18 protein-coding genes are annotated in these 22739 nt (G+C 51.6%); 4 read left to right on the top strand and 14 right to left on the bottom strand.

Translation table 11 applies throughout. The features are described from left to right. Positions 1–80: 80 nt before the first annotated feature. Together MKZ24_RS25735 and MKZ24_RS25740 are read right to left on the bottom strand one after the other, a co-directional pair. Positions 81–1196 carry an IS110 family transposase gene (locus MKZ24_RS25735; RefSeq protein ID WP_340781212.1) on the bottom strand — a complete coding sequence of 372 codons (1116 nt, stop codon included), beginning with the start codon at positions 1194–1196 and terminating at the stop codon, positions 81–83. 267 nt (positions 1197–1463) lie between these two features. Continuing rightward, a complete protein-coding gene (locus MKZ24_RS25740; RefSeq protein ID WP_042235121.1) occupies positions 1464–1904 on the bottom strand; it encodes a MerR family transcriptional regulator in 441 nt (146 codons plus the stop codon). A gap of 159 nt (positions 1905–2063) precedes the next feature. Between MKZ24_RS25740 and MKZ24_RS25745 the strand changes: the two genes are divergently transcribed. Next, positions 2064–2924: an SDR family NAD(P)-dependent oxidoreductase gene (locus MKZ24_RS25745; RefSeq protein ID WP_340788139.1), complete on the top strand. Its 861-nt coding sequence runs from the start codon at positions 2064–2066 to the stop codon at positions 2922–2924. 94 nt (positions 2925–3018) lie between these two features. On the opposite strand, the gene MKZ24_RS25750 is transcribed toward MKZ24_RS25745, so the two are convergent. Next, positions 3019–3951 carry a hypothetical protein gene (locus tag MKZ24_RS25750; protein ID WP_340788141.1) on the bottom strand — a complete coding sequence of 311 codons (933 nt, stop codon included), beginning with the start codon at positions 3949–3951 and terminating at the stop codon, positions 3019–3021. Positions 3952–4085: 134 nt separating this feature from the next. On the opposite strand from MKZ24_RS25750, the gene MKZ24_RS25755 reads away from it, so the two are divergent. After that, positions 4086–4415: an HIT family protein gene (locus MKZ24_RS25755; RefSeq protein ID WP_340788143.1), complete on the top strand. Its 330-nt coding sequence runs from the start codon at positions 4086–4088 to the stop codon at positions 4413–4415. Between the two features lie 316 nt (positions 4416–4731). On the opposite strand, the gene MKZ24_RS25760 is transcribed toward MKZ24_RS25755, so the two are convergent. After that, complete coding sequence (locus MKZ24_RS25760) at positions 4732–5265, bottom strand: chromate transporter (RefSeq protein WP_042235115.1); 534 nt, start codon at positions 5263–5265, stop codon at positions 4732–4734. Between the two features lie 14 nt (positions 5266–5279). Next, a complete protein-coding gene (locus MKZ24_RS25765; RefSeq protein ID WP_042235113.1) occupies positions 5280–5915 on the bottom strand; it encodes a chromate transporter in 636 nt (211 codons plus the stop codon). Between the two features lie 292 nt (positions 5916–6207). On the opposite strand from MKZ24_RS25765, the gene MKZ24_RS25770 reads away from it, so the two are divergent. After that, positions 6208–7398 (top strand): ROK family protein, encoded by a 1191-nt coding sequence (locus MKZ24_RS25770; RefSeq protein ID WP_042235111.1) that lies wholly within the window; start codon positions 6208–6210, stop codon positions 7396–7398. A 90-nt stretch (positions 7399–7488) separates the two neighbouring features. Then, on the top strand, positions 7489–8343 hold the full coding sequence (locus tag MKZ24_RS25775) for a YihY/virulence factor BrkB family protein (protein WP_042235109.1): 855 nt from the start codon (positions 7489–7491) through the stop codon (positions 8341–8343). Between the two features lie 263 nt (positions 8344–8606). Here the strand turns inward: MKZ24_RS25775 and MKZ24_RS25780 are convergent, their stop codons facing one another. From MKZ24_RS25780 to MKZ24_RS25820, 9 genes are all read right to left on the bottom strand, one after another. Further along, positions 8607–10019, bottom strand: coding sequence for an FAD-dependent oxidoreductase (locus tag MKZ24_RS25780; RefSeq protein ID WP_081956474.1), 1413 nt, complete (start codon positions 10017–10019; stop codon positions 8607–8609). 31 nt (positions 10020–10050) lie between these two features. Continuing rightward, complete coding sequence (locus MKZ24_RS25785; protein WP_340788152.1) at positions 10051–11610, bottom strand: extracellular solute-binding protein; 1560 nt, start codon at positions 11608–11610, stop codon at positions 10051–10053. 64 nt (positions 11611–11674) lie between these two features. Next, positions 11675–12550 carry a carbohydrate ABC transporter permease gene (locus MKZ24_RS25790; protein ID WP_042235107.1) on the bottom strand — a complete coding sequence of 292 codons (876 nt, stop codon included), beginning with the start codon at positions 12548–12550 and terminating at the stop codon, positions 11675–11677. 24 nt (positions 12551–12574) lie between these two features. Further along, positions 12575–13546, bottom strand: a complete 972-nt coding sequence (locus MKZ24_RS25795; protein ID WP_042235105.1) for an ABC transporter permease — start codon at positions 13544–13546, stop codon at positions 12575–12577. Positions 13547–13653: 107 nt separating this feature from the next. Beyond that, positions 13654–15468: a sensor histidine kinase gene (locus MKZ24_RS25800; protein WP_042235103.1), complete on the bottom strand. Its 1815-nt coding sequence runs from the start codon at positions 15466–15468 to the stop codon at positions 13654–13656. A gap of 67 nt (positions 15469–15535) precedes the next feature. Beyond that, on the bottom strand, positions 15536–17176 hold the full coding sequence (locus MKZ24_RS25805) for a response regulator transcription factor (RefSeq protein WP_340788156.1): 1641 nt from the start codon (positions 17174–17176) through the stop codon (positions 15536–15538). Positions 17177–17504: 328 nt separating this feature from the next. Continuing rightward, entirely contained in the window at positions 17505–18032 is a 528-nt protein-coding gene (locus MKZ24_RS25810) for an HXXEE domain-containing protein (protein ID WP_340788159.1), read from the bottom strand. After that, entirely contained in the window at positions 18032–19252 is a 1221-nt protein-coding gene (locus MKZ24_RS25815) for an ACP S-malonyltransferase (RefSeq protein ID WP_042235098.1), read from the bottom strand. The genes MKZ24_RS25810 and MKZ24_RS25815 overlap by 1 nt, the downstream gene beginning before the upstream one ends. Positions 19253–19282: 30 nt before the next feature. Then, a complete protein-coding gene (locus MKZ24_RS25820) occupies positions 19283–22723 on the bottom strand; it encodes a type I polyketide synthase (RefSeq protein ID WP_340788162.1) in 3441 nt (1146 codons plus the stop codon). Between the last annotated feature and the right edge of the window lie 16 nt (positions 22724–22739).

Here is a 22739-nt window from a genome sequence, read left to right on the forward strand (position 1 = left end):
TGGATTCTCCTCGAACCTTTCTCGTTGTCTCCATGCCCCAAGGATTCATCCTTTGGGGACAGGCTTTTTCTTGTTCTATATTATGCGATTCCTGCTTCTGCCTTTACCGCAACACACCAAATGAATCCGACCAATTCCCGTCCCACCGCTGCGATCACCAAGTTTCGGTGTTTTCCCCGTTTGACCATCTGCACATATTTTTTGTGCAATCTCTCCTGCGCCTTCCATGACGTTTCCTGGACATGAGCCCTTTGCCCTTCTAACCGCTTTTCTAAATCGCCTTTGACCGCCGGAAGGTAACGGTAACTCCAGGCCGATTCCACCAAAGCACGCCTTACGGAGGCATTTCCTGTTTTAGTCAGGCGGCCCCGTCTTGTCTTGGGTCCTGTAGAAGATTCCCGCGGAACCAGTCCCAGGTAACTCATCAGCTGCGCAGGCGAACGGAACCGCTCAAAATTCCCGATTTCAACGACGAGCGTCATGGCCGTGAGCAGGGCAATCCCCCGAAGACCCTGGAGCGCTTGAATCACAGAGGCGTACGGGCAGATTTCGGCTTCTTTCCGCATGGCCTCCTCTAGCCGTTTAATGCGCTCCTCCACCTCCCGCAACTGTTGTTGCATCTCGGTGAATACCCGTTCTTGCGCGGTATGCTCAAACGTCAAGGTAGAGAGCCACAGCCGGTATCGTTTCGTCCAGCGTTTTTTCATCCCTTCCGGGGTGTGGATCTGGTGCCGTAACAGAAAATGAACGAGGTGCTGCCGGGCCCGGTGCAGTTCTTCCCGAGCATTCTCCCGGGCTCGGATGAGATCCCGAAGAGCCTCGAGTTCCGGAGTGGGTACATGAATGCCCGTCAATTCTCCCGCACGGTGGAGCTGAGCGAGCCGCTCTGCATCCCGTCGGTCGGTTTTAATGGCATCGCCTGAACGCTGAGGAATACGTGAGGGGGCGATGACCGTGCAGGAAATTCCCATCTTGGTCAGCCAGCGATACAAATCATACCCGGTGGGTCCTGCCTCATAGCAGACTTCAAGAGTAACCTCCGGGCTTTTCAGTTTCCGAATGAGTCGTCCTACAGCATCTGGCGTATGGGCAATCGCTCCGTGATACCGTGCGGGGTCCCGTCCCTCGTCTGCAATCGCCACTGCAATTTTTTCTTTTGACACGTCCAAACCTACGTATTTTATGGTATTCTTCATAGTAACAGCTCCTTTCGCATTTAGCTCTGAAATGGTTGTCCTTACTCCCATTTTAACCTAAGGTGTGCGAACAGGGGCTGCCTTTCGTTCATCATAACTATTTCCCACCTCCGATGCAGTCAAACTTTTGCCCATGCTGTTCCTCCGGTGCTTCAGCGAGAAATGGGATAAGTTATCATGTGAAACAGATACATTCGGGCTCAATTATTATATTAGCAAAAAGCCCCACTCCAAAGTGATTTGGAATGAGGCTGTGCGGGAATTGGGTCAGCGTTTGCGGCGTTCAGGCATTTTGCGGGTATCGCCGGTCAGCTCACATTTCTGCGGTCCAAGATTGCCATGCTCAATCTTAGTGTCAATAAAATCCACAATCTGCTGCAGCGAAGCGATCTGCTCCAGGATCTTCTGTTTATGATTCAGGATCATCTCATGCAGCTCCGGATATTCGGACAGGTCTGAATCAAGAGACAGGTTGAGATATGGCCGCATGTCGTCCAGCGACATTCCCGTCTTCTTGAGGCAACTGATCAGCTTCATCATCTCCAGATCCTGATCACTGTAGATGCGGTGGCTGTTTCCCTTGCGCTGCGCCCGGGGCAGCAGTCCGATCTTCTCGTAATACCGGATGGTATCTTCCGGGATCCCGGTCCGCTCCGCTGTTTCTTTGATCGAATATCCATGAATGATAATAGCATCTGTCAGACTCATAGGCCCACCTCATTTGAATTGTATGGTCTTCAGTTCATTCTATTGTATAACTTGGAGTCAGCTCCAAGTCAATCGTTAATTTCCGGCCTTGACTTGGAGTCGGCTCCAAGTTATACAATGGGCACCATTCACCATTACATTTCCAAAGGAGCCCTTATTATGACTATACAACAACCACAACGCACTGCGCTGATCACCGGCGCGAATAATGGAATCGGACTCGCCTTGACCCGCCGAATGCTGGGCGAAGGCTGGGAGATTATCGCACTCATCCGTTCAGCTTTTCCAGAGGACGATTTCCTTATACGTGAGGCGCTCAGCAGCAGACAGCTGCGGACGTACAAGGCGGACCTCTCTGATTTCGCCCAGTTGAAGCGTGCCTTGCAGGATATTACAAGCCATGAAACGAAGATTGATCTGCTGTTCAATAATGCCGGCGGCAGCTTCCCGGAGTTAAGCTTCTCCAAGCAGGGACGTGAGCTGCACTATGAGCTGCAGACGGTTGTTCCGTATATCCTCACGATGGAGCTGAAGCCGCTGATCCTGAACGGCACACTGCGCACAGTGATTAATACCTCTTCCAACGCTTTTATGATGAAGCGCAAATTCGATCCGGCCGCCCTGGAGCATCCTGTCAAGTTCCAGAAGCTAACCGGGCCTTATGCGGACACCAAGCTCGCCCTGTCCTTGTGGACCAGTGAGATCGCCCCGGCGCTTGCGGCGGAAGGCATCCTAATCCGCAGTGCCGATCCCGGCGGCAACAATACGATCCGCGGGGGCAAGAAATCCGGAATTCCTTTTTGGCTGAGACCGATTATCCGCATGTTCTTCCCGGAACCCACTCATGGAGCAGGCTTGTTATATCAGGCCGCACTCGGCGAGCACAGCCGCAAGCCCGGTGTGTTCCTGATCAAGAATCAGGTGACCCCGCTTAAATTCACAGAGCACAGCAGCACTATTCTGAAAACCGTCCAGACCATTTATCAGCAGGAGTTCCACACGGCCGGCAGCGGTTCCTGATTATAGGCAATGCTGCACATACCAAAGCCCAAGCATCTGATAGGATAGCTTGGGCTTGATTGTGCGGGCATTTATCAGGCAATATTAATTTATGCTAAAGCTCTGCTATCCGTCCAAACTCCCGCAGCAGCAGCATATTCTCAATAACAATATGTGCCTTCCACCAGTTCTCGCTGATGGCAAACACCCGCTCATAACCAGCCCAGGTCCAGGTCAGGTTCCAGACACCTTCTGAATTCCGGGTCTCCAGCAGATGATCCAGCTCCTGGTGCATCAGCCCGGCAAGCTCTGCATAACCCGGACTTTGCGGCGACTTCAGGAAAAAGGACGGTCTGCAGCTGTACCCGTTCCATTGCCCCTCATCGCGGCTAATGAGCTGAGTGCTCTGCACCTTGACCGCTTCCGTCAAGGAAACGTAGGGGAACTGCTCCTGCAGCTCCGCCCAGGCGATACATTCCAGCAGCGTGGCAACACATCTCAGCGGATGCATCTCAAGTGCAGGATTCTGCAGGAAAAGATTAGTCAATTCACGGGCGATGCCCATACCCCGTTCATACAGTGCACTGTCCCTGTCAGCATACTTCAGGATAAATCCGGCCAATATGGCTGTCGGATTATAGATACTGCGTGCGGTACTATTCGAATCCGTGTGCCACCAAGGAGCATGCGGGTAATCATTGTTAGAGGCTACCACATTCCTCCAGGTCCGGTCTTCCATGTCCGCACCGCTGTCCAGGTACCTCAGAATACCCTGCACCAGCGGATGTCGGCCATCTTCGAATCCCAGTTCCAGCAATCTCTCTACAGCGGTCGCCGTTTGGATCGGGGTGGAATTCGGATTCCACGCATCCGCCTCCAGGGCATGGCCGAAGCCGCCATCCTTATTCTGATACGCCGACAAAGCTTCCAGCACGGGCGGTAATCCGCCATTTTCAAAGTGAAATCTCCACCTCGCCAGGTCCAGCGGACGGGCATTGCGGGAGATCCAGTGCCTGATGACCTCGTAATCCTCCAGCAGCAGCTTCATGTACATTCTCCTTTTGGCTCCATGTAATATCCCTTAACCACCGGGCTCTCACCAACAGCTTAGTACTCTTTCTTACTATATTAGAAGTTTTCCATTAAAATACAAGAGAATACCCATTGCTAAGGAGGATGTACATGACTGAAGATTTCTACTGTGAAGAATTATTGAGCGGCAAAATAGAAGTACGGAAGGTAATCGAAACGGACAATATTCTAGCCTACCATCACACCAGACCCTTTTATCCTGTCCACATTGTGGCTATCCCTAAGCGGCATATCTCCTCTCTATTAACCCTTAACGAGGGAGATAACGAACTGCTGCTTGAGCTTATGGGAGTGATTAAGCAGGTTGCTGCCCAGGTAACCGAAGAATATGGGGCATGCCGGGTGAACACGAACCTTGGTAAATACCAGGATTCGAAGCATCTGCACTGGCATATCTGCTATGGTGAGCCGCTAAGATAAGTACTATTTGCTGATATATGTATTCTCTCAGCCACTACGGACCCTACAGCGCTTATCCTTCTAATCTGGCTCATTCAGCTTAGTGAACGGAGTCCGTTAGCCCGGCGAAACGTTGCTTTTTTGGGATATAAGCGCCACCCGGTCCGTTAGCTTCTCCAGATGCTGCCAGTCTATGAAGATGGCAAGAATGCAGACCGCTTATTTCTTCACCGGATGTTCACCCAGCTCCCCACAGCGGCTGCGAAGCGGGCGGTGGCTTTGGGCTGCCGCTGGCGAGTGAACGCGCTTTTTTTTGTTGGCGTCAACCTGTATTTACCTAAAAAATAACAATTCCAGCTACCGCCGACAGGAGGATCACCGCAAACGGATGCACCTTATATTTGGCAACAAGAATGAGGCATCCGGCACAAATCAGCAGCGAGCCGGCCATGGTCCAGGTTAACCAGGACCCGCTTTGTCCGCTAAATCCGAAATGAACTGCCGCATACAGAATTAAGCCGGTCACGATCGGCCGCAGTCCGTAAAATGAAGCTCTGACCCATTCATTGCTCTGCAGCTTCAAAAAGAAGACAGCGATGCAAATGACGATAATAAGCGACGGCAGAATAATGCCAGCCGTTGCCGCTATCGCTCCCCCCATCCCCGCTTGGGAGTATCCGATCAGGGTTGCGGTATTGGTCGCGATGGACCCCGGAGCCATTCCGGCCAAAGCAACAATTTCCTGAAAAGCGCCGCTGTCCATCCATCCTTTGTCGGATACCTCCCGCTGAATCAGTGTAATAACCGCATAACCGCCGCCAAATGAAACTAATCCCACTCTAATAAAAATCAGCAACAGCTCCCACAGCATCCGATAATCACCCTTCAAATATAGTATTCCGGAAACTGCAGGTCCCGGCGTTCTTCCGTTCTCGCCTTTTCCGTAACCACGCTCATCCCCCGTTTCTTCTTATACAGAACGACAAGGACTCCCGCTGTCAGCCCGCCCAGAATCAGATAAAAAGGATGTATCTGTGTGAACAATAGTAACGCCAGTGAGACAGCCGCAAGTACAAGCGTCACCGCGTCGAGAACAGAAGCCTTCCACATCTTTCCGGCTGCGACTATGATCAAGGCAACGACTGCGGCATGAATGCCTTTTAATGCGGCTTCTACCTTGACATTGTCTTTAAATATAAGCCTGAGTCCGCTGAGAATAAAAACGATCAGGAAGGTAGGCAGTGTTATTGCAATGACAGCGGCCACAGCTCCCGTTACTCCACCAAGACGATAGCCGATAAACGCTGCGCTATTCACGGCCACCCCTCCAGGAGCAGAACCGGATACGGATATCATGTCACCCATTTCCTCTTCGTTCATCCAACCCTTTTTTCGTACAATCTCTTCTTCAATGGTCGCAATCATTGCATACCCGCCTCCAAAGGTGGAGGGTCCAATTTTGAAAAACACAAAAAAAATACTCCAAAGTAGCTTCATCTTTCTGCTTACCCTTTGCTTCATCCCAGTTCACCCTTATATACTCTTTCTGCTCTCCCGAGAGATGTCTTTTGTATTTTAACATAATTAATTTCATTTTGGATTAAAGTCCTCTATTTATTTGTAAATACTCCGTTAATATCCCATAATCAGAGCATGAATGCGCCTGGTCTGAAAATAAAAAAATCCATTTTGGAATTATCTTCGGTATTCCTATTAAAATAGCAGGATATGAATTTAACTGGCAATGATCTCAATAGCTCGTTATACTTTATGTATTCCCACTAATTAACTTGGAAATGGAGATAAGCAGCTGATGATGCCCCATCCTAATGCTTCTATAAAAAAACGCGTCTATGACCGGATATCCTATCTAGGAACTGCCTCCAAAGCGGATTTATTGAATGCGTTTGCCCTGACCAGCAGCAGTATGACACGTCTGCTTGATGAGATGTCATCCCAGGGGCTAATTATTGCCTCCGGGCTGGGAACCTCCAAAGGCGGAAGAAAGCCCATCCTGTTCCAGTGTAACCCGGCATACCGGTATCTGTTCGGGCTGGAGATTTCCCGCATTCATTCTTCGCTTGGCCTGTATGACATGCATTTCAACAGGCTCTCTATGACCAGCTGGGAAATGGACGATAGCATGACACCTTCACTTCTCGCGGATCATGTTGCAGACAGCGCCCGGATACTTCTCTCGGGGCACGGGATATCGCCCGGCAGCGTTCTGGGCATGGGAATCGGTGCTGTCGGTCCATTGAACCCGGAACGAGGGATCATTCTGGAGCCGGAGCATTTCCCAGCCGACTCCTGGTCAAACGTCCCCATCTGCGAAATGCTGGAGGAGCGGCTCGCAATACCGGTCAAGCTTGACAATGGTGCAAACTGTGCCCTCATCGGTGAGCATTGGGCTCTGAAGGCTAACCATTACCAACACATCCTGTATGTGCATGCCGGAACAACCATCCGCTTCGCGATGCTCTCCGGCGGCCATATCGTTCGGGGAGCCTCAGGCGCAGAGGGCGCACTGGGTCAGATGATTATCCAGACCAACGGGCCCAGACTGCACGGCAAAGGAAACTATGGTGCCCTCGAAGCATTCGTGTCTGTTCCGGCACTGGAAGAGCGGGTACGCACACAGTTAAAGATTGGGCGCAGCAGCTTACTGACGGAGCTCTCTCCGGAACGGATCACCTTTGCCGCTTTGTCCGAAGCTCTCGTGCAGGGGGACAAGCTGGTTACCGAGCAGTTCACGGAATCGTCTGCGTACTTGGGGATTGGGCTGGCTAATCTGATGAATACCCTTCATCCGGAGTGTGTCGTTCTGGGCGGCCCGCTCGTCAGGGCACATCCGCTTGTGTTCGACACCTCCGTCGAGGTCGCCAGGAAGAACACTTATCCCTCTCCCGTGAACAGTCCGTTCTTCACTCAAGGACTTCTTAGAGAAGAGGCCGTAGCCACCGGAGCCGCTATCCTGCTGCTAAATGATTGGGATATTGAATGAATGTGTTAAAATTAGAACAAGCTTGCTCTACCTACGGATAATTTGACGCGGGGCACATATATATGGGTATATTTCACAAAGGAGGTCCCTATGAGCAGAAGCATTTCCGGTTCCGGCGGCACATTCACATTCATCAAACAGCTGCTGCAAAAAATCAAAGCCGACGACGTCCAGGGGATCAGCGCACAGCTGACCTATTATTTGATTCTGTCGCTGTTTCCCTTTCTGATCTTCATTATGACCCTGATCGGGTACGCGAATATTTCCCTGGAGGACAAAATCCAGCAGCTGGAACAGGTGATGCCTGCCGAAGCCGTCTCTATTATAGAAGAGATTCTGCAGGATGTATCGGAGGGACGCAGTCAGGCGCTATTATCCTTCGGGATGCTTGCAACGCTATGGGCGGCTTCCAAAGGGGTTAACGCTGTCATTAAAGGGCTCAACCGCGCTTACGACATTGATGAGAGCCGGGCCTTCTGGAAAATAAGAGGGATCGCCTTCCTCGCTACCCTGACTATCGGTTTTGTCGTGCTGCTCAGCATTCTGCTGCTGGTCCTCGGAACCTGGCTCAAGACACAGGTCTTCCTGTTGACGGATCTGCCCTACGGTTTACAGAAGCTATGGGACCTGCTGCAATACGCCGTGCCGCTGCTGGTCATGTTCATTGTGTTCACACTGCTCTACTGGATCGCCCCAAGCCGCAGGCTGGCTCTGCGGGAGGTAGTGCCAGGTGCGCTTTTCTCCACTTTCGGCTGGATCGCTACATCGGTCCTCTTCTCTGTGTACGTCAATCAATTCAGTGATTTCACCAAAACCTACGGCAGCCTCGGTGGCGTAATGATCCTGCTCATCTGGCTGTATATCAGCTCGATTATTATTCTTGCCGGGGGTGAGATTAATGCCATCCTGCTCAAGCGTAAAGTTGACGGAGCCACGGTAAAATAACAAGATTATCAGTATTTTTTGACAGCAACTAATTTGGGGCTGCATCTGCTGAGATCAGATCAGAGGGATGCAGCCTCATTCAGCTCGTCTATCCTGTCATCGGCACATTGTATTCGGTTTTTCGCATACATTTGCCCTATCGTTCTCTTAAGCCCCTACTCATGGTGTACGATTCCTGTACAACAAGACAGGCAATTCCCCGCTGACCGGGGGATTGCCTAATTGGAAATAACTATAAGCTAAGCATCATTATGCTTCGTCTCTCAGTGATACCTCACCGGTTCTTCCTCTTCTCCTGCCGCCGCACCCGGATCACCAAATACTGTGCCGGCTACGGGATTATCGGGAAGATAAGCCCCCTCTTCCTTCAGGCGTCTGCGCAGCACGGATACATCCACCGCATGCACGTCATAATCGGGTAGCTCTGTGGCGAGTGCTGCGGCAATCCCGGCCGCTTCGCCCATCGCCAGACAGACCGGCATCACCCGGACACTCCCCTGCACCTCACGGACACAGGAGATCGAACGTCCCGCGACCAGCACATTCTTCAGTGAACGCGGCGTCAGGCAGCGGTATGGAATGCCGTGCGATTCTCCCGGACCGTAACGTTTAATGACCTCCGGCTTGCCTCCCGCCTGCTTCTCTTCCCTCTCAGTCCCATGGATATCAATGAAATAGCTGTTGCGGCAGATTTCATCCGCGAAGCTGCGGCGGTTGATATAATCATCCACACTCAGCACATAATCTCCCGTAATTCTCCGCGTCTCCCGCACACCCATCAGCGAGCCGGTGTTGGCTACATAAGAGCTGCCGAACGCAGCAGGCATGTATTCTGCCAGGGCATCCCTATAGACGGAAGCCAGCTTCCTTCCCTGCATCAATGCGGCAGATACGGAGAAGGCATCCGTATTATCGACATCCCATAGATGTCCCGCATTGAAGCCCACCGTCCGGGGAGCAATGACATTATTACAGATATGCGAGTCCGGAATTAAGGGGAATTTGCCGGAGCCCAGAATATCGAAGATTGGGCTGGTTTTGTTATTGTTATGCAGTAGCGGACCGTTCAGATAAGCATATTCATCGACATTGCCCAAGGTAAAACAGTGCGTGGCAGGCATCAGCTCACCGGTTGCCGTATCTCCCTTGAGATATTCTGCTCCCGCCCAGGCTGCTACATCGGCATCGCCCGTGCAGTCGATATAGACCTTAGCCTTCAGCGCCTGCAGTCCATTCTTGCTGGCAGTGATCAGCGCCAGCACATTACCTTCCTCATCCGCCTCCACGGAACCCAGCTGCGTATTGAACAGCACCGCGGCCCCTGCTCCGGATACCAGCTCATCATAGATGACCTTGAGCTTCTCGGGCTCGATCGGAACCCAGTCCATCGCCTCTTTGCTTACATGAGGCATCTGCGCCTTCAAGGCTTCAAACACCTTCATCGCCAGTCCCCGGTAGATGATCGTCTTCATATCCGAGAACGGGCACCAGGCAGGCACAAGTCCCGATGTGCCCATTCCGCCCAGGCTGCCTGTTGCTTCGATTAGCAGCGTCTTTGCCCCTTCCCGAGCTGCGGCAGCGGCCGCCGTACAACCCGCCGGCCCGCCGCCTGCAACGATGACATCCCAGGAATCCTGCAGCGGAATCTCACTGCTCCGCATCCTGTAGCTGTTCATTCTTTTGCCTCCTAAAAAGTTTTCTATGACACTATTTCTTCACTGTAGCATACCAGTCATTCACCTCTTTGGTGCTGGCTTCTCCGCCAGCAGCATTATATTTCTCGGCGAAATCAGCCACGGCATCCGGGGACTCTTCACCGACAATGACTTTGACAGCGAAATCATTAATCATCTGATTCAGCGAAGCATTGTTCTTCGAATATTCCGGCAAGGATGGAGCCAGCGCCAGCGGATCAGCAATTCTCGCTTCCGCCGGAAGCTCATTGTTCAGATAAGAGAAGCCTGCAAACAGACGCGCATCCTTCTGCACCCGGGCCTGCCAATAGATCGGGTACAGCTTCTCGTCTATACCAGTCAGATAATTGCTGGCGTTGCCGCGTTCGTCCGTGAACAGCGGCAGGATCGGACTGTATACACCGTCTTTATAGGTATGATGTTTGCCTTCTTCACCGATGGCAATCAGCTTGAAGGTTTCTTTTTCCAGCTTGGCGTTGATCCATTTCATCGCATCTTCAGGATGCTTCGCAGATTTCGGAATGAAGGTAATACGGTCGAACCCGCCGCTCATGCCGAGGCCCATTTGACCGTCTTTGCCTTTGAGGGCAGGAAGATAAGCATATTTGGCATCAGGAAAGTTCTTGGTCAAGGCATCAGCAATTCCGGGAATATCATACCAAGGCAGCTGAATAACCCCGATCTTGCCGCTGGTGAATTTCTCCTTCAGAGTAGCATCCTTGTTCACGGCAAATTCCTTATCGAGCAGACCCTGCTTATACAGACCGGACATGTACGTCAAATATTCCTTGAAGCCCGGATGCAGCGGGGCAGGAACCAGCTTGCCGTCCACTGTATTCCAGCTTGTGCCTATTCCGAAGGCACCTGTAATATTCGCCGTCGTTGCCAGTGCACCGTCAATTGACATCGGAGCGCCGCTGTTCCCGGTTCCGCCTGGGTCCTTCTCCTTGAATGCCTTCAGCACTTCCGTGAATTCATCCAGCGTAGTCGGCGTCTTCAGCCCCAGCTTATCGAGCCAGTCCTGGCGGATCATCAGATCGGCACCGGCAAATTGTGAGGAGCTGTTGGGAATACCATAGATTTTGCCGTCAATTTTCATTGCATCGAAGGACGCCTGGGAGATGGAAGCTTTGATATTATCGCCGAACTCCTCGATGAGCGGGGTCAGATCCACCAGTGCGCCCATTTTGGCATAATCGGTATACACGGCTTTTTCACCGGAAATGGTAATGACATCATACGGCTCGGCAGAGGAGATCAGCAGATTGAGCTTATCCATCGCCTTGTCGGCGGGAAGCATCTCATACTTCACCTTATAGCCGGTCCGCTCTTCGATCACCTTGGCCAGCGGATACGTATTGTAATCATCCTTCGACCACAGATTAAGCGATTTCAACTCCGGCTTGGCAGCATTCTCTGACGTTGCCGGTGCGGCAGTTGCTTCTGCAGAAGCTGGTGCTGCTGTTGAAGCGTTCCCCCCGTTACTATTCGTGTTGTTAGAAGAACCACAGGCAGTTGCAGCGAGCAGCAGCCCGGTACTCAGCAGGAGTGACAGCCACTTCGTCTGTTTCATTAACATAACCCCCTATAAGTTTTGTGAGCTTAAGCTTCCAGTCTTACTTCGTACCAAACTTGCCTCAGCCTTTAACCGAGCCAATCAGCACGCCTTTGATGAAATACTTCTGCAGGAACGGGTATACGAACAGAATCGGGACCGTCGAAGCGACCACCGTTGCCGCACGTATGCCTTCCGGTGACATGTTCATCAGGTCATCCACACTTTTATTGACGGCATTGGCGGCACTGGCATCCATCACCACATCCTGCAAATAGAGCTGCAGGGTCTTAAGCGCGGTATCGTTGATGTAGATCATTGGCCCGAAGTAATCATTCCAGTACCCGACGGCATAGAAAAGCGCGATCGTGGCAATCACCGGCATACTGAGCGGCAGAATAATCCGGAATAGAATCGTGTACGTCTTGGCCCCGTCGATCCGCGCGGACTCCTCCAGGGCTTCGGGAAGACTCTCGTAGTAGCTTTTGATTACCAGCATGTTGAACACACTGATCATTCCGGGCAGGATAAGCACCCACAGATTATTGATCAGATGCAGCTGGCGCATTAGCAGATAATTGGGAATAAGCCCGCCGCTGAACAGCATCGTGAAGATGAACAGCACCATGAAGAAGGAGATGCCCGGCAGATTCCGTTTGGATAACGGATAGGCCGTCAGTGCTGTCATTAAGATGGAGATCAGGGTCCCCACTACCGTGACGCCTACGGATACGCTGAACGCCCGGATGAACATTGAGGAAGAGATAACCTCCCGCAAGGTGTCGAGCTGGAAGCCTACCGGCAGAATGCCTACTTTCCCCGAAGTAATCGCCCATTCTTCACTGACCGATTTCGATAATACGTTAACCAGCGGCAGCAGCATCATCACTCCGAGCGTAATCAGGAACAGGTAGACAAAAATATCGAGCAGCCTGTCGCCTTTGGTTCGTTTGGTCATGGATTATACTGTCTCCTTTCCCGCCTACCAGATTCCGCGGTTCAGCAGCTTCCGGCTGATATAATTTCCCGAAACGATGAGGATGAAGCCTACCACCGAGTTGAACAGGCCAACCGCGGTGCTGAAGCTGTAATCCATTTTACCCAGCCCGATGCGATAGACGAAGGTGCCGATCACATCTGCTGTCTCATAGACTACCGGATTGTACATGGTCAGAATCTGCTCCGTTCCCGCATCAAGCACCGAGCCCAGCCGGAGAATGAACATCAGCACCACAGTCGGCAGAATACCCGGCAGTGAGATATGCAGCATTCTGCGGATTCGCCCAGCCCCGTCAATGGCAGCCGCCTCGTATTGCTCCTGATCGATTCCGGCAATGGCGGCAATGAAGACGATCGCGTTCCACCCTGATTCCTTCCAGCCGGCCGTAAAGACAACCACACTGCGGAAATAATCATTGCTGACAAAAAAGCTGACCGGTTCTCCGCCGAACCATTGAATGATAGTATTGACCAGTCCGCCCGAGGTGGAGAGTATGGTGACGAACAACCCGGAAATAATCACCCAGGACAGAAAATGCGGGAGATAAATAATCGTCTGGATCGTCCGTTTGAAGAACATCAGCCTGACCTCGTTCAGCACCAGCGCAATGAAGATTGGCACCGGGAACAGCAGGACAATTTTGTAGACACTGATAAGCAGCGTATTCATGAATACCCTTCCGAATTCGTCCGATTGGATAAGCTTATGGAATTGCTCCAGCCCTACCCATTCACTGCCTCTGATGCCCTCGAAAATGTTGAAATCCTGAAAGGCGATCAGCACCCCGTACAGCGGTGTATATTTGAAGAGCAGCAGAAACAGCAGACCGGGTATCAGCAGCACATAATAATCCCTGTTTCTCCAGGCGAGCCTCCACTTGCTGGCGGACCTGATTCTGGTTGCCTGAAGTTTGCTCTTCCGGTTCAAATCCGTGACACTCCCACCCAATTTCATTCACCCCCATCTGTTTGTGAGTTGATTATACTGGGAAACCGGGGGGCGGTTGTAGGTGGTAATCTGATTATTTCTGGTCTTACGCGACTGTATATCGGGCAATCTGCTTATTCGAATGGAACCGCTTTAATTCTGATGTTGATCACTGTTCCTTGACCGGGTTCCGTTTCAATGGACAAGCCATACCGGTTGCCGGCAAAATATCTTATCCGCTCGTTGACATTATAGAGGCCGAAGGAGCCCGGCATCCCGTCACTGCGCAGCTCGGAGGAAGGCTCCAGCAGCAGCCGTCTGGCCTGCTCCGGACTCATGCCGATCCCGTCATCGGACACTGCCAGAACAATATCTTCCTGCTCCCGGCGGGCTGTTATGGCGATATTCCCCTGCTTATTGTAGGTTTTGCGGATACCATGCAGCAGCGCATTCTCCACCAGCGGCTGGAGGGTAAGCTTGGGAATCATATACTGTTCAAGTCCCGGCTCTACTTGGACGCTGAAGGTGAAGGTGGACGGAAAGCGGTTCTGCTGAATCTCCATGAACACCTTGGCCAGATTCAATTCATCGGCAAGGCTGACATTGTCGCGGCCCTGATTCAGGCTGAGCCGGAAATAGCGGGCCAGCGCCTCAATCATCTGGCTGGTATCCTCCGCATCATGAGAAATTGCCGACCAGTTGATCATATCCAGTGCATTATAGAGAAAATGCGGATTAATCTGGGCCTGCAGGGTTCTCAGCTGCGCCTCCCGCTCCTGCATCTTCGCCTGATAGGATTCCTCCATCAGGAGGTTGACCTTGTGAATCAGGTGGTCCACACTGCGTTCCAGCAGCCGGAAATCCCCGCCTGGCATCGTCCTTCTGTCCTCCAGCCAGCCGATGCCCTCCTTGCGGATCATCCGCAGTATCATCTGCACTCTCCGCTGCATGTTCTGCACGAGAAACATCAGCAGCACAAACACGAGTACGAGGAACATGACCGTGATCCCCGCCAGCGTGGCAATGCTGGTGAACTGGTTCATTGCTGTTGCCCTATGCGAAATCTCTGATTCAGAGACTTGGGAGATCATTTTCCACCCTGAAGTCCCGATCGTGGTATAGACCACATTAACCTCTTCACGCCCAAGGGTCCGCTTAACGATTCCCTCCTCCGATTGCTTAATCGTATCCAGCAGTTCTTCCGGCAGCATGCTGACTTCCTGCGAACCGTTCTCTCCGGTGCTGTAGATCAGCCGGCCCTCACTATCCAGAAGATAAGGGGCGTAGCTGTCCGAGAAATGAAGCTCTGACATAACTTCTGCAATCAGATCCTGGGATATATCCATCACCAGTATGCCGATGGTCTCTTCATATGCCTTGGGATTGCGCAGCATCCTTGCGACAGAGAAAATCTTTTTGTCACCGAAATCGATATAACTCTCCTCATACACCCCGGTCCAGACCATACCGCCCCCGGCCTCCAGCACCTGCCTGTACCACGGATAATGCTCTATATCAGATAGCGGATACAGATTCACCCGGTCCCCTCCGTACATCCGGGAAGGATCAACAAAAAACCGCAGCCGGAAAATATCCTCATTCTCCTGGGCGGTTTCGGCTAAATTGCGCAGCTCCTTAAGCTGGTTAAGCTCATCGGTGATGCTGTCCTTCTGCTGCAGATTACTGTAGAGCACCTGGTTCATGAAAACTGAATTGCTGCTGTCACGGATATGATCCAGCTTATAGGTCAGATTCATCCCTGCCTGCTTAAGGGTCAGCTGCATCGTACGGGTGACTTCTTGCTCCAGGATGTCACTGGACCGCTGATAGAAGGAAGCCAGCATGACTGATACCGGCAGCAGAATGAGTATCACATAGGCAATCAGCCACTTTCTCGCCGCAAGAATGCCCTGGCCCAGTCCGGTCAAATAGCTCCAGCCCTTTTTCACTGCACAGCCTCCTTATATGGCATGCTTACATTCCTGTACGGCCTGATCCTCATAGGATTACCCCTGCTCATAGACTCTGCTCCCTGTAGGCGCTGGGGGTAATTCCGGTGATTTTCTTGAACAGCTTGCTGAAATGGCTGGGATCGCTGTAGCCGACGGCATAACAGATTTCGTAGAATTTGTTCTGCGGGTCTCTAAGCAGCTTCTTCGCCTGCTCGATTCTGACCTTGGTCAGATATTCGAACAGCGTTTCCCCCGTTTCCTGCTTGAACAGCAGCCGGACATAGGTCGGACTGAGATAGACGCCTGCCGCAATATCCGCCACTGCCAGATTCTCCGGATACCGTTCTCCAATCAGCTGACGGACCCGTTCTATCACTTCGCTTGTCTTACCGCTGCGCTTCATCCCTACGAAATCACAGACCTCAAGCAAATAGGCTTCTGTATATCCCAGCAGATCCTGCATCGTCTCCTGGCGCGCAACCTGTTTCCAGGCAGCCGTCTCGCGTTTTTCCCATTCCTCCGTCATTCCGCCAAGCTCCAGCAGCACCTGGCCGGACTGCAGAATCAGATGCAGACTGACATTCTGCGCATACCGCGCCCCTTGTCCCCGGTTCTGCCCGAGCAGACTGAAGATGTCACCAATCTCCGTCTGCAGACGTCCGCGGTCTCCGGATTTCAGGGCAGACCACACCCGCTCCCCCCACTCCGGCTCGTACCGGTAACGCAGATTCTCGCCGCGCTCTCCGGACACGATATTGTCCATAGTCAGAATACGGTTTTTGCCCAGATACCACTTCTGGTCAGCTGCATCCCTCGCCTGTTTGTAAGAGGACGGGATCTCCGGCAAGTGCTCAACCCCCTCGCCGACACCGATGGTTACACTAAGCTTCAGCCATTGCCGCAGATTGCTGCGGATTGATTCTGCCAGCACCAGCAGGTCATTCTCGGGAGATTCGCTGAACTCCTGCGGCTGCAATTGTCCGGCCAGCAGAATCCCGACGTACTCTCCCGGCTCCTTCTCGAAGGTCACGCCGCGCATCTGCTTGTCAATCAGCTCCTGGATGATATTCAGCACCGTATAGGACAGCAGCTGTCTGTCCTGCTCGCTGCGGGTGTCCAGCACCTGCGGCACATCATCGAGCAGAATGACCATGAGGATGTAGCTGTCCGCCGCGAGCTGCTGCAAGCCCAGAAATTCCAGCTTGTCCTGAATATGCGCGGTATGAACACCATCGCTGATAACGGACAGCAGGAACTTCTCGCGCAGCAGCGGCATGCTCTGCGTCAGCTTCACCTGCATCTCCTTGATCCGCTTGCGCTCCTGCGTCTCCGCATCCAGCGCTGCAGTCACCTTGCCCATCACCACAGACAGCTCCTTGCGGCTGACCGGCTTAAAAATATAATCCGCCGCATGCATCTGCAGCGCGGACTTAAGGTATCCAGCATCATTGTGGCCGCTGATGAAGACGATCTTGGCCTCCGGCAGCAGCGCCCGGACCTCAGCTGCCATGCGGATGCCGTCCATTGACGGCATCTGGACATCCGTCAGCACGATATCCGGCTTCAGCTCCCGGATTAGCGCCAGTCCTGTGTCCCCGTCGTCTGCGGTTCCAACCAGCTCAATCCCCTGTGCCGCCCAGTCCACATAGGTCCGCAGCCCGTTCACTACCGACGGCTCATCATCCACAATCACCAGTGTTTTCATAAATCCGTCCCTTCTTACTCATGATCTGCAAGGCCAGTTCGTAGGAATAGAGTGTGTTGACCAAAAATTCTACAAAGACTGTTCATCTCCTGCCAAAAAGCAATAAATAGGAAGCAATATAGTTTACACATTCATTCTGCATGTTCAATGTACGCAGACTAAACAGCCGTTCCTCCCGGATTAGAGATTCTCTAATTAGGAAGGAACGGCTGTACGTCTAGCCCGGCGAATAAGCTTCCGCTAAGCGAGAAACTGGACTTGCAGAAGCACTAGCAGGCAAGCGAATGAACTTGAGTTGTCGAGAAACGCTTCGGGCAGGCTATTGATGTTATGATCTCGCCAGCTTTCTTCCAATGAAATGAAGAAATTGAAGAAATGGCATAAATAAGAGGATTACAATCAGGCTGAAATACAAAATATCCGGGAACACAAACAGATCATTGCGAATGAAGTAATCAATACTTAGAACACCGTATGGAAGAAGTAGAAGCACGCTTGTTGCCACGCCCGGCGTCCATCTCCTCAAAAACAGCGATACCCCTATGTGAAAGAAGGCGTGCAGGAACAATCCAAGGCTCAGCACCATGTAAAGAAGATAAAAATGATACTCATAAGCTAGGAATGCTGCGGCCGAAAATAGGACAAACAGCACTCCCACCGCCGCTGAGAATTGTGACCCCGTAAGGGAGGACATTTTTTCCACTCTGGATTTGGCGAAGCCGGGAATCTTATTGTATATCTGCTCCTTGTTTCTCTGAACCCATCCGGGAGTAGGAATGATCTCTTCAAAATCATGAATCATAAATATGATCGGGAGCAGCCATAAAATAGCGGTGTCACTAATCAGCTGGTTCATTACATTCTCCTTTCTGCGGTCAAGGTCCCAATCCTCCGCCGGATTTGCTCGTGGGGATACTTCTTCGTCTCAAGAATCTGGACCAGATATTCCAAGACCTTATCTCTGTCCGCAACGTCCGGTGAATAACCGCGTGCTTCATACGTCCTTTTCATCTTACTCATTTCTCTATATGGTATTATCACACCTTCTTCATATTCCTCCTGATTGTAATTTCTGTTCCTCACAGATACAGCGATCCCCATACAAAGTGAAATAAAATGAGCATCGTTCTGCCGGTACAATTCACTGCTCATATATTGGAGCAGCAGCTTGCGATCCTCCGCTACATCGAAAGCTAAGCTTCTGATACCGGGTGCCGATTGACGAAGCAAATTACGCAGAACCGTCTTTGGCCCTATTTCAACGGCAACCGTAATTCCGCTGCTTTGCAGAAACCGCATGGTGCTGGACCATAATACTGGGGATACAATCTGATCAGGTAAGGAATGTCTGATTTCTTCCACCGAGCAATAAGGACTCGCCTTGAGGTTGGAAACAACCTCCCACTTGGGCATGCGGATAGTAAGAGAGCGCATCTCTTCCGCCAGTCGGTCTCTGGCTGGCAGCAATATCCGGCTGTGAGCGGGCAAGCTTACCGGGAGCCGCTTATAGTGGATTCCACGTCTGTCCAGAACGTCTAAAGCCTCCTCCAGCTTCTTCTTATGCCCCGAGATTACAGTTTGCTGATCGGTATTGTAGTTAGACGGTTGAACGAATTGACCGGGCTCGGAAACCAAAGCGCATAACTCTTCAACCATAAGAGGACTAACGCCTGTGACGGCAGCCATTCCTCCCTCCACCTCTGCGCAGGCTTCCTCCATAAATTGCCCTCGTCTGGCAATCAGCCTGACTGCATCAGAGAATTCGAGTGCACCCGCGCAGGTCAAAGCGGAATACTCTCCCAGACTGTGTCCGGCAGAAATGGCCGGTTGAATCCCTACCCTCTCCTCGTAGACTTTGAACATGGCAACACTGTTCGCCAGTACTGCAAGCTGGGTGTTGCGGCTGCCGTCCAGTGCAGCCGTTTCTTCCGTGCATAATTTTTTCACGTCTACTCCAGACCAGTCACTGGCTTCTTCATAGACTGTAGCAGCTTCCCGGCAAGTGCCGATCCATTCTTTTCCCATCCCAATGTACTGTGAACCTTGCCCTGGAAACAGAAGTGCAAGCTTGTTCATCGCTAAGCCACCTTTGCAAACAATATACTCTTACACAATCCCCTCTAAACTTCTTGCCATGATTCGGACATTAGGCTCGTTCAGCATTGAATAATGCGTGCCGGGAATGGGGTATACGCAGAAATCTGCAGACAGTCTTCCCCATTCGGCCAGATCCATTCCGTGTTGTAAATTAATGTTCAATATCTCAAGTATTTCTCTGGGCTGAGGCTGCTGTGCCTGGAAGAAATGCAGCCGCCCGTTATACATTTCCAGCGGATTATGAGTTCTCAATGCGTTGTGGTTACTGACCCATACCTGGAAGAAATGCATGATCTCCTCATCAGGCAGCAGGCTCAACTGAGTTGAATATTTCTTCAAATAGCCGACAATACCCGCAATATCCTCCCGGGGCTGCGTGATTACGCGAACAGACGGAGCCCCCGCATCCTCTCGAATGTTATCGTTTGGAAAGTACAAGGAAGCAATAATAGGGAATGCCTCGAGGAATTTCTCATCGGTCATGACCTTGTTATTAAAATAAGCTTTAGGCGGATGGCTGTCGAACAACAGCAGCTCCTCTACCAAATCCCCGGTCCGCTGCAATTGAAGCGACATTTCAAAGGCAACATTCCCTCCGTAAGAGTGCCCCCCTAGAAGATACGGCCCCTGAGGGTATAGGCGCTTAATTAACTTAATATATTCGGCCGCTGTCTCCTCAATGCATTCCTTCTTCTCACCCGCCCGCTCTGCGGGCATCCCCACCTGGATCGCGAATATATTACGGTTGCAGTTTAATTCCTGAACCAGCGCCTTGTACACCATCACCGTTCCTCCCGCAGGATGGATCAGAAAGACCGGAGGCTGGGCATCATCACCACTTCTAAGCCTCACCACACGCTCATCCGGCTCATCGGTTCTCGCATGGTGAACTTCCTCTCCCCCAAGCTTGGACAGCAATTGTTGGACCTGAGTTCCAAGAGTAGGCTCTGCTATGAATCTGGACAATGACAGCTGAACTCCGAATTCCTGACTTATTTGAGATTGAATCTGAATAGCCCGGAATGAATCCCCACCGGCCATAAAAAAATCAGTATCCATATTTATTTGTTCCACAGGGAGATGCCGGCGCCAAATTTCCACAAGTCTGGAGGTGACCTCCTCCGGCGATCTGCCGCCTGCCTCATTAGATACTGTGATACCAGGCTCGGTTTGTGGCTCGGTTTGTGGCTTGGCTTCGATCCAGTGACGCGTCCGTTCGAAGCTGTATGTGGCTAGGGACACTCTTTTAGCCTCAAGTCCTTCATAATACTTCTCCCAATCTATAGCTATACCGCTGCACCATAACGCTCCAACCGTCTCCATGATGCTTTGGAACAGCGAATACTCCGACACATCCTCCTGGATTCCGGCGATCTGATGCACCTGATCTGCGGCTTCCTTATTTAACTCCATACAGCCGATATGGAAGAGATGTCCAGCTCTACGGTTGCCGTCATATAACTCAGCTGTGGATTTAATATCAGCGTCTGTGCCGCGTCCGGATGATGCCGGGTCCTCCAGCAGGATGTCCAGCACATCCTCCACTCCGATCTGGCCAAGTAGTACCTTGATCGCATAGTGTCCATCGCCTGTGTAAGCGTAAGTATTCGGCATCAATCCAAACTCGGTAATAATTCCAGAGAGAAGCGACAGGTTGCAGATATAAGAGGCAGTTCTCCCGGCAGCCTGTTTGGTTAGCCAGGCTGGCCGCTCCGTGCAGATCCTTCCAGCGGCGCAATCCAGCAAGTCGCTGCAAGTCAGCCCATGCCTGCTCAGAATTTCCGAGCTGGCCAACTGGCTGCTGGCAAAGGAACCTCCGCAAGCAGATAGTTGAGAATACAGCTTGTCCAACATCCAAGCTTCCATATCGGAAACAAGCAACGTCAAAGGATGTGTCCGGGATGGGGACTTCTTTATCTCCGTAGTAGAGCCGAGCTTAGTCTTCAGCTCCTCCAAATTTCCGCAGACAATTGCCCGGCGGTATTTAAAGAGCTTTCGTCCAGTGGCAAGTGTATACGCAACATCAGCCAATGGATAGCCGTTTTTTTTCAGCTGGTTTAGCAGTTTGTCCGTGTAGCTGATCAATGAGGTTTCTGTTTTGGCCGACAACGGCACCAGATACAGCGGCCGCTCCTTTCCCTTCATACGCTCCGGCACATACTCCTCCAGAATGATATGGCAGTTAGTCCCCCCGAGTCCGAAGGAACTGACGCCCGCAAACCGGTTTCCCTCGCTCTCCCATTCCTCACACTCCGTGTTAATATAGAACGGGCTTTTCTCGAGGTTTAATTCCAGATTAGGGGATAAAAAATTTACGGTCGGCACCATTTTCCTGTTACGCAGCATCATAGCCACTTTAATTAAGCCGACAACGCCTGCAGCCACGTCCAGGTGTCCTATTGAAGATTTGACGGACCCCAAAGCGCAAAAGGCTTTTCGATCAGTATATTCTGCATACACCTGACAAAGAGCAGACAGTTCCACCGGGTCTCCAAGCCGTGTGCCAGTTCCATGAGCTTCCACATAGCTGATATCCTCTGGACGGACACCGGATAAATTAATCGCATCCCGGATCGTCTGAATTTGGCCCTCAACTCCCGGAGCTGTAAACCCGACTTTATGTAATCCATCGTTTCTCACCGCGCTGGATTTGATAACGGCATAGATAGAATCCCCTTCTCGGACTGCATCCTCATAGCGCTTCAGAATCACAACCCCGACTCCGTTTCCAGTTACCGTGCCATTCGCATTTTCATCAAATGCCCGGCATATCCCATCGGGTGACAAAATTCCGCCTTCGCTGAACTCATACCCTACCCGTTGTGACGATCTGACCGTAACGCCGCCAGCCGCCGCCATAGTACATTCTCCATTCAGCAAGCTTTGAATTGCCATATGCACAGCAACCAAAGAACTTGAGCATGCAGTCTGAACAGTCATGCTGGGGCCCGTTAAGCCCAGCTTGTATGATACCCGAGTGGAAAGAAAGTCCTTTTCGTTCCCAATCAGCAACGGGTGAATACCCAGCGTATCCATAAGATCGCGATTCGGCAGCAGGTTGCGGTACAAGTATGTATTAGTGCTGGAGCTCCCGAACATCCCGATGATCCCCGGATACCTCCCCGGGATATTCCCGGAGTCCTCAAGGGCATTCCAGACAGCTTCCAGGAATATAAGGTGCTGAGGGTCTGAAATGTCGGCCTCGGATGAGGACATGTCAAAAAAGGTGTTGTCGAATTCCTCAATCTCCTCCAGAATTCCTCCAGCATTTACATAGTTGCTTTTAGTAAATGATACTTCCCCCTCCCGGGCCATTTCCTCGGTGGAGAAGAACTGTATGCTTTCTCTGCCTTGCTTCAGGTTGTCCCAGAATTCATCCAAATTCCCCGCATCGGGTACCCGGCAGGACATTCCTATAATCGCAATATCGTAGCTCGTATCCTTATCCAAAGTTAGTAACACTCCC

The organism is Paenibacillus sp. FSL R7-0297, from assembly GCF_038009025.1.
Lineage (GTDB): Bacteria > Bacillota > Bacilli > Paenibacillales > Paenibacillaceae > Paenibacillus_AQ.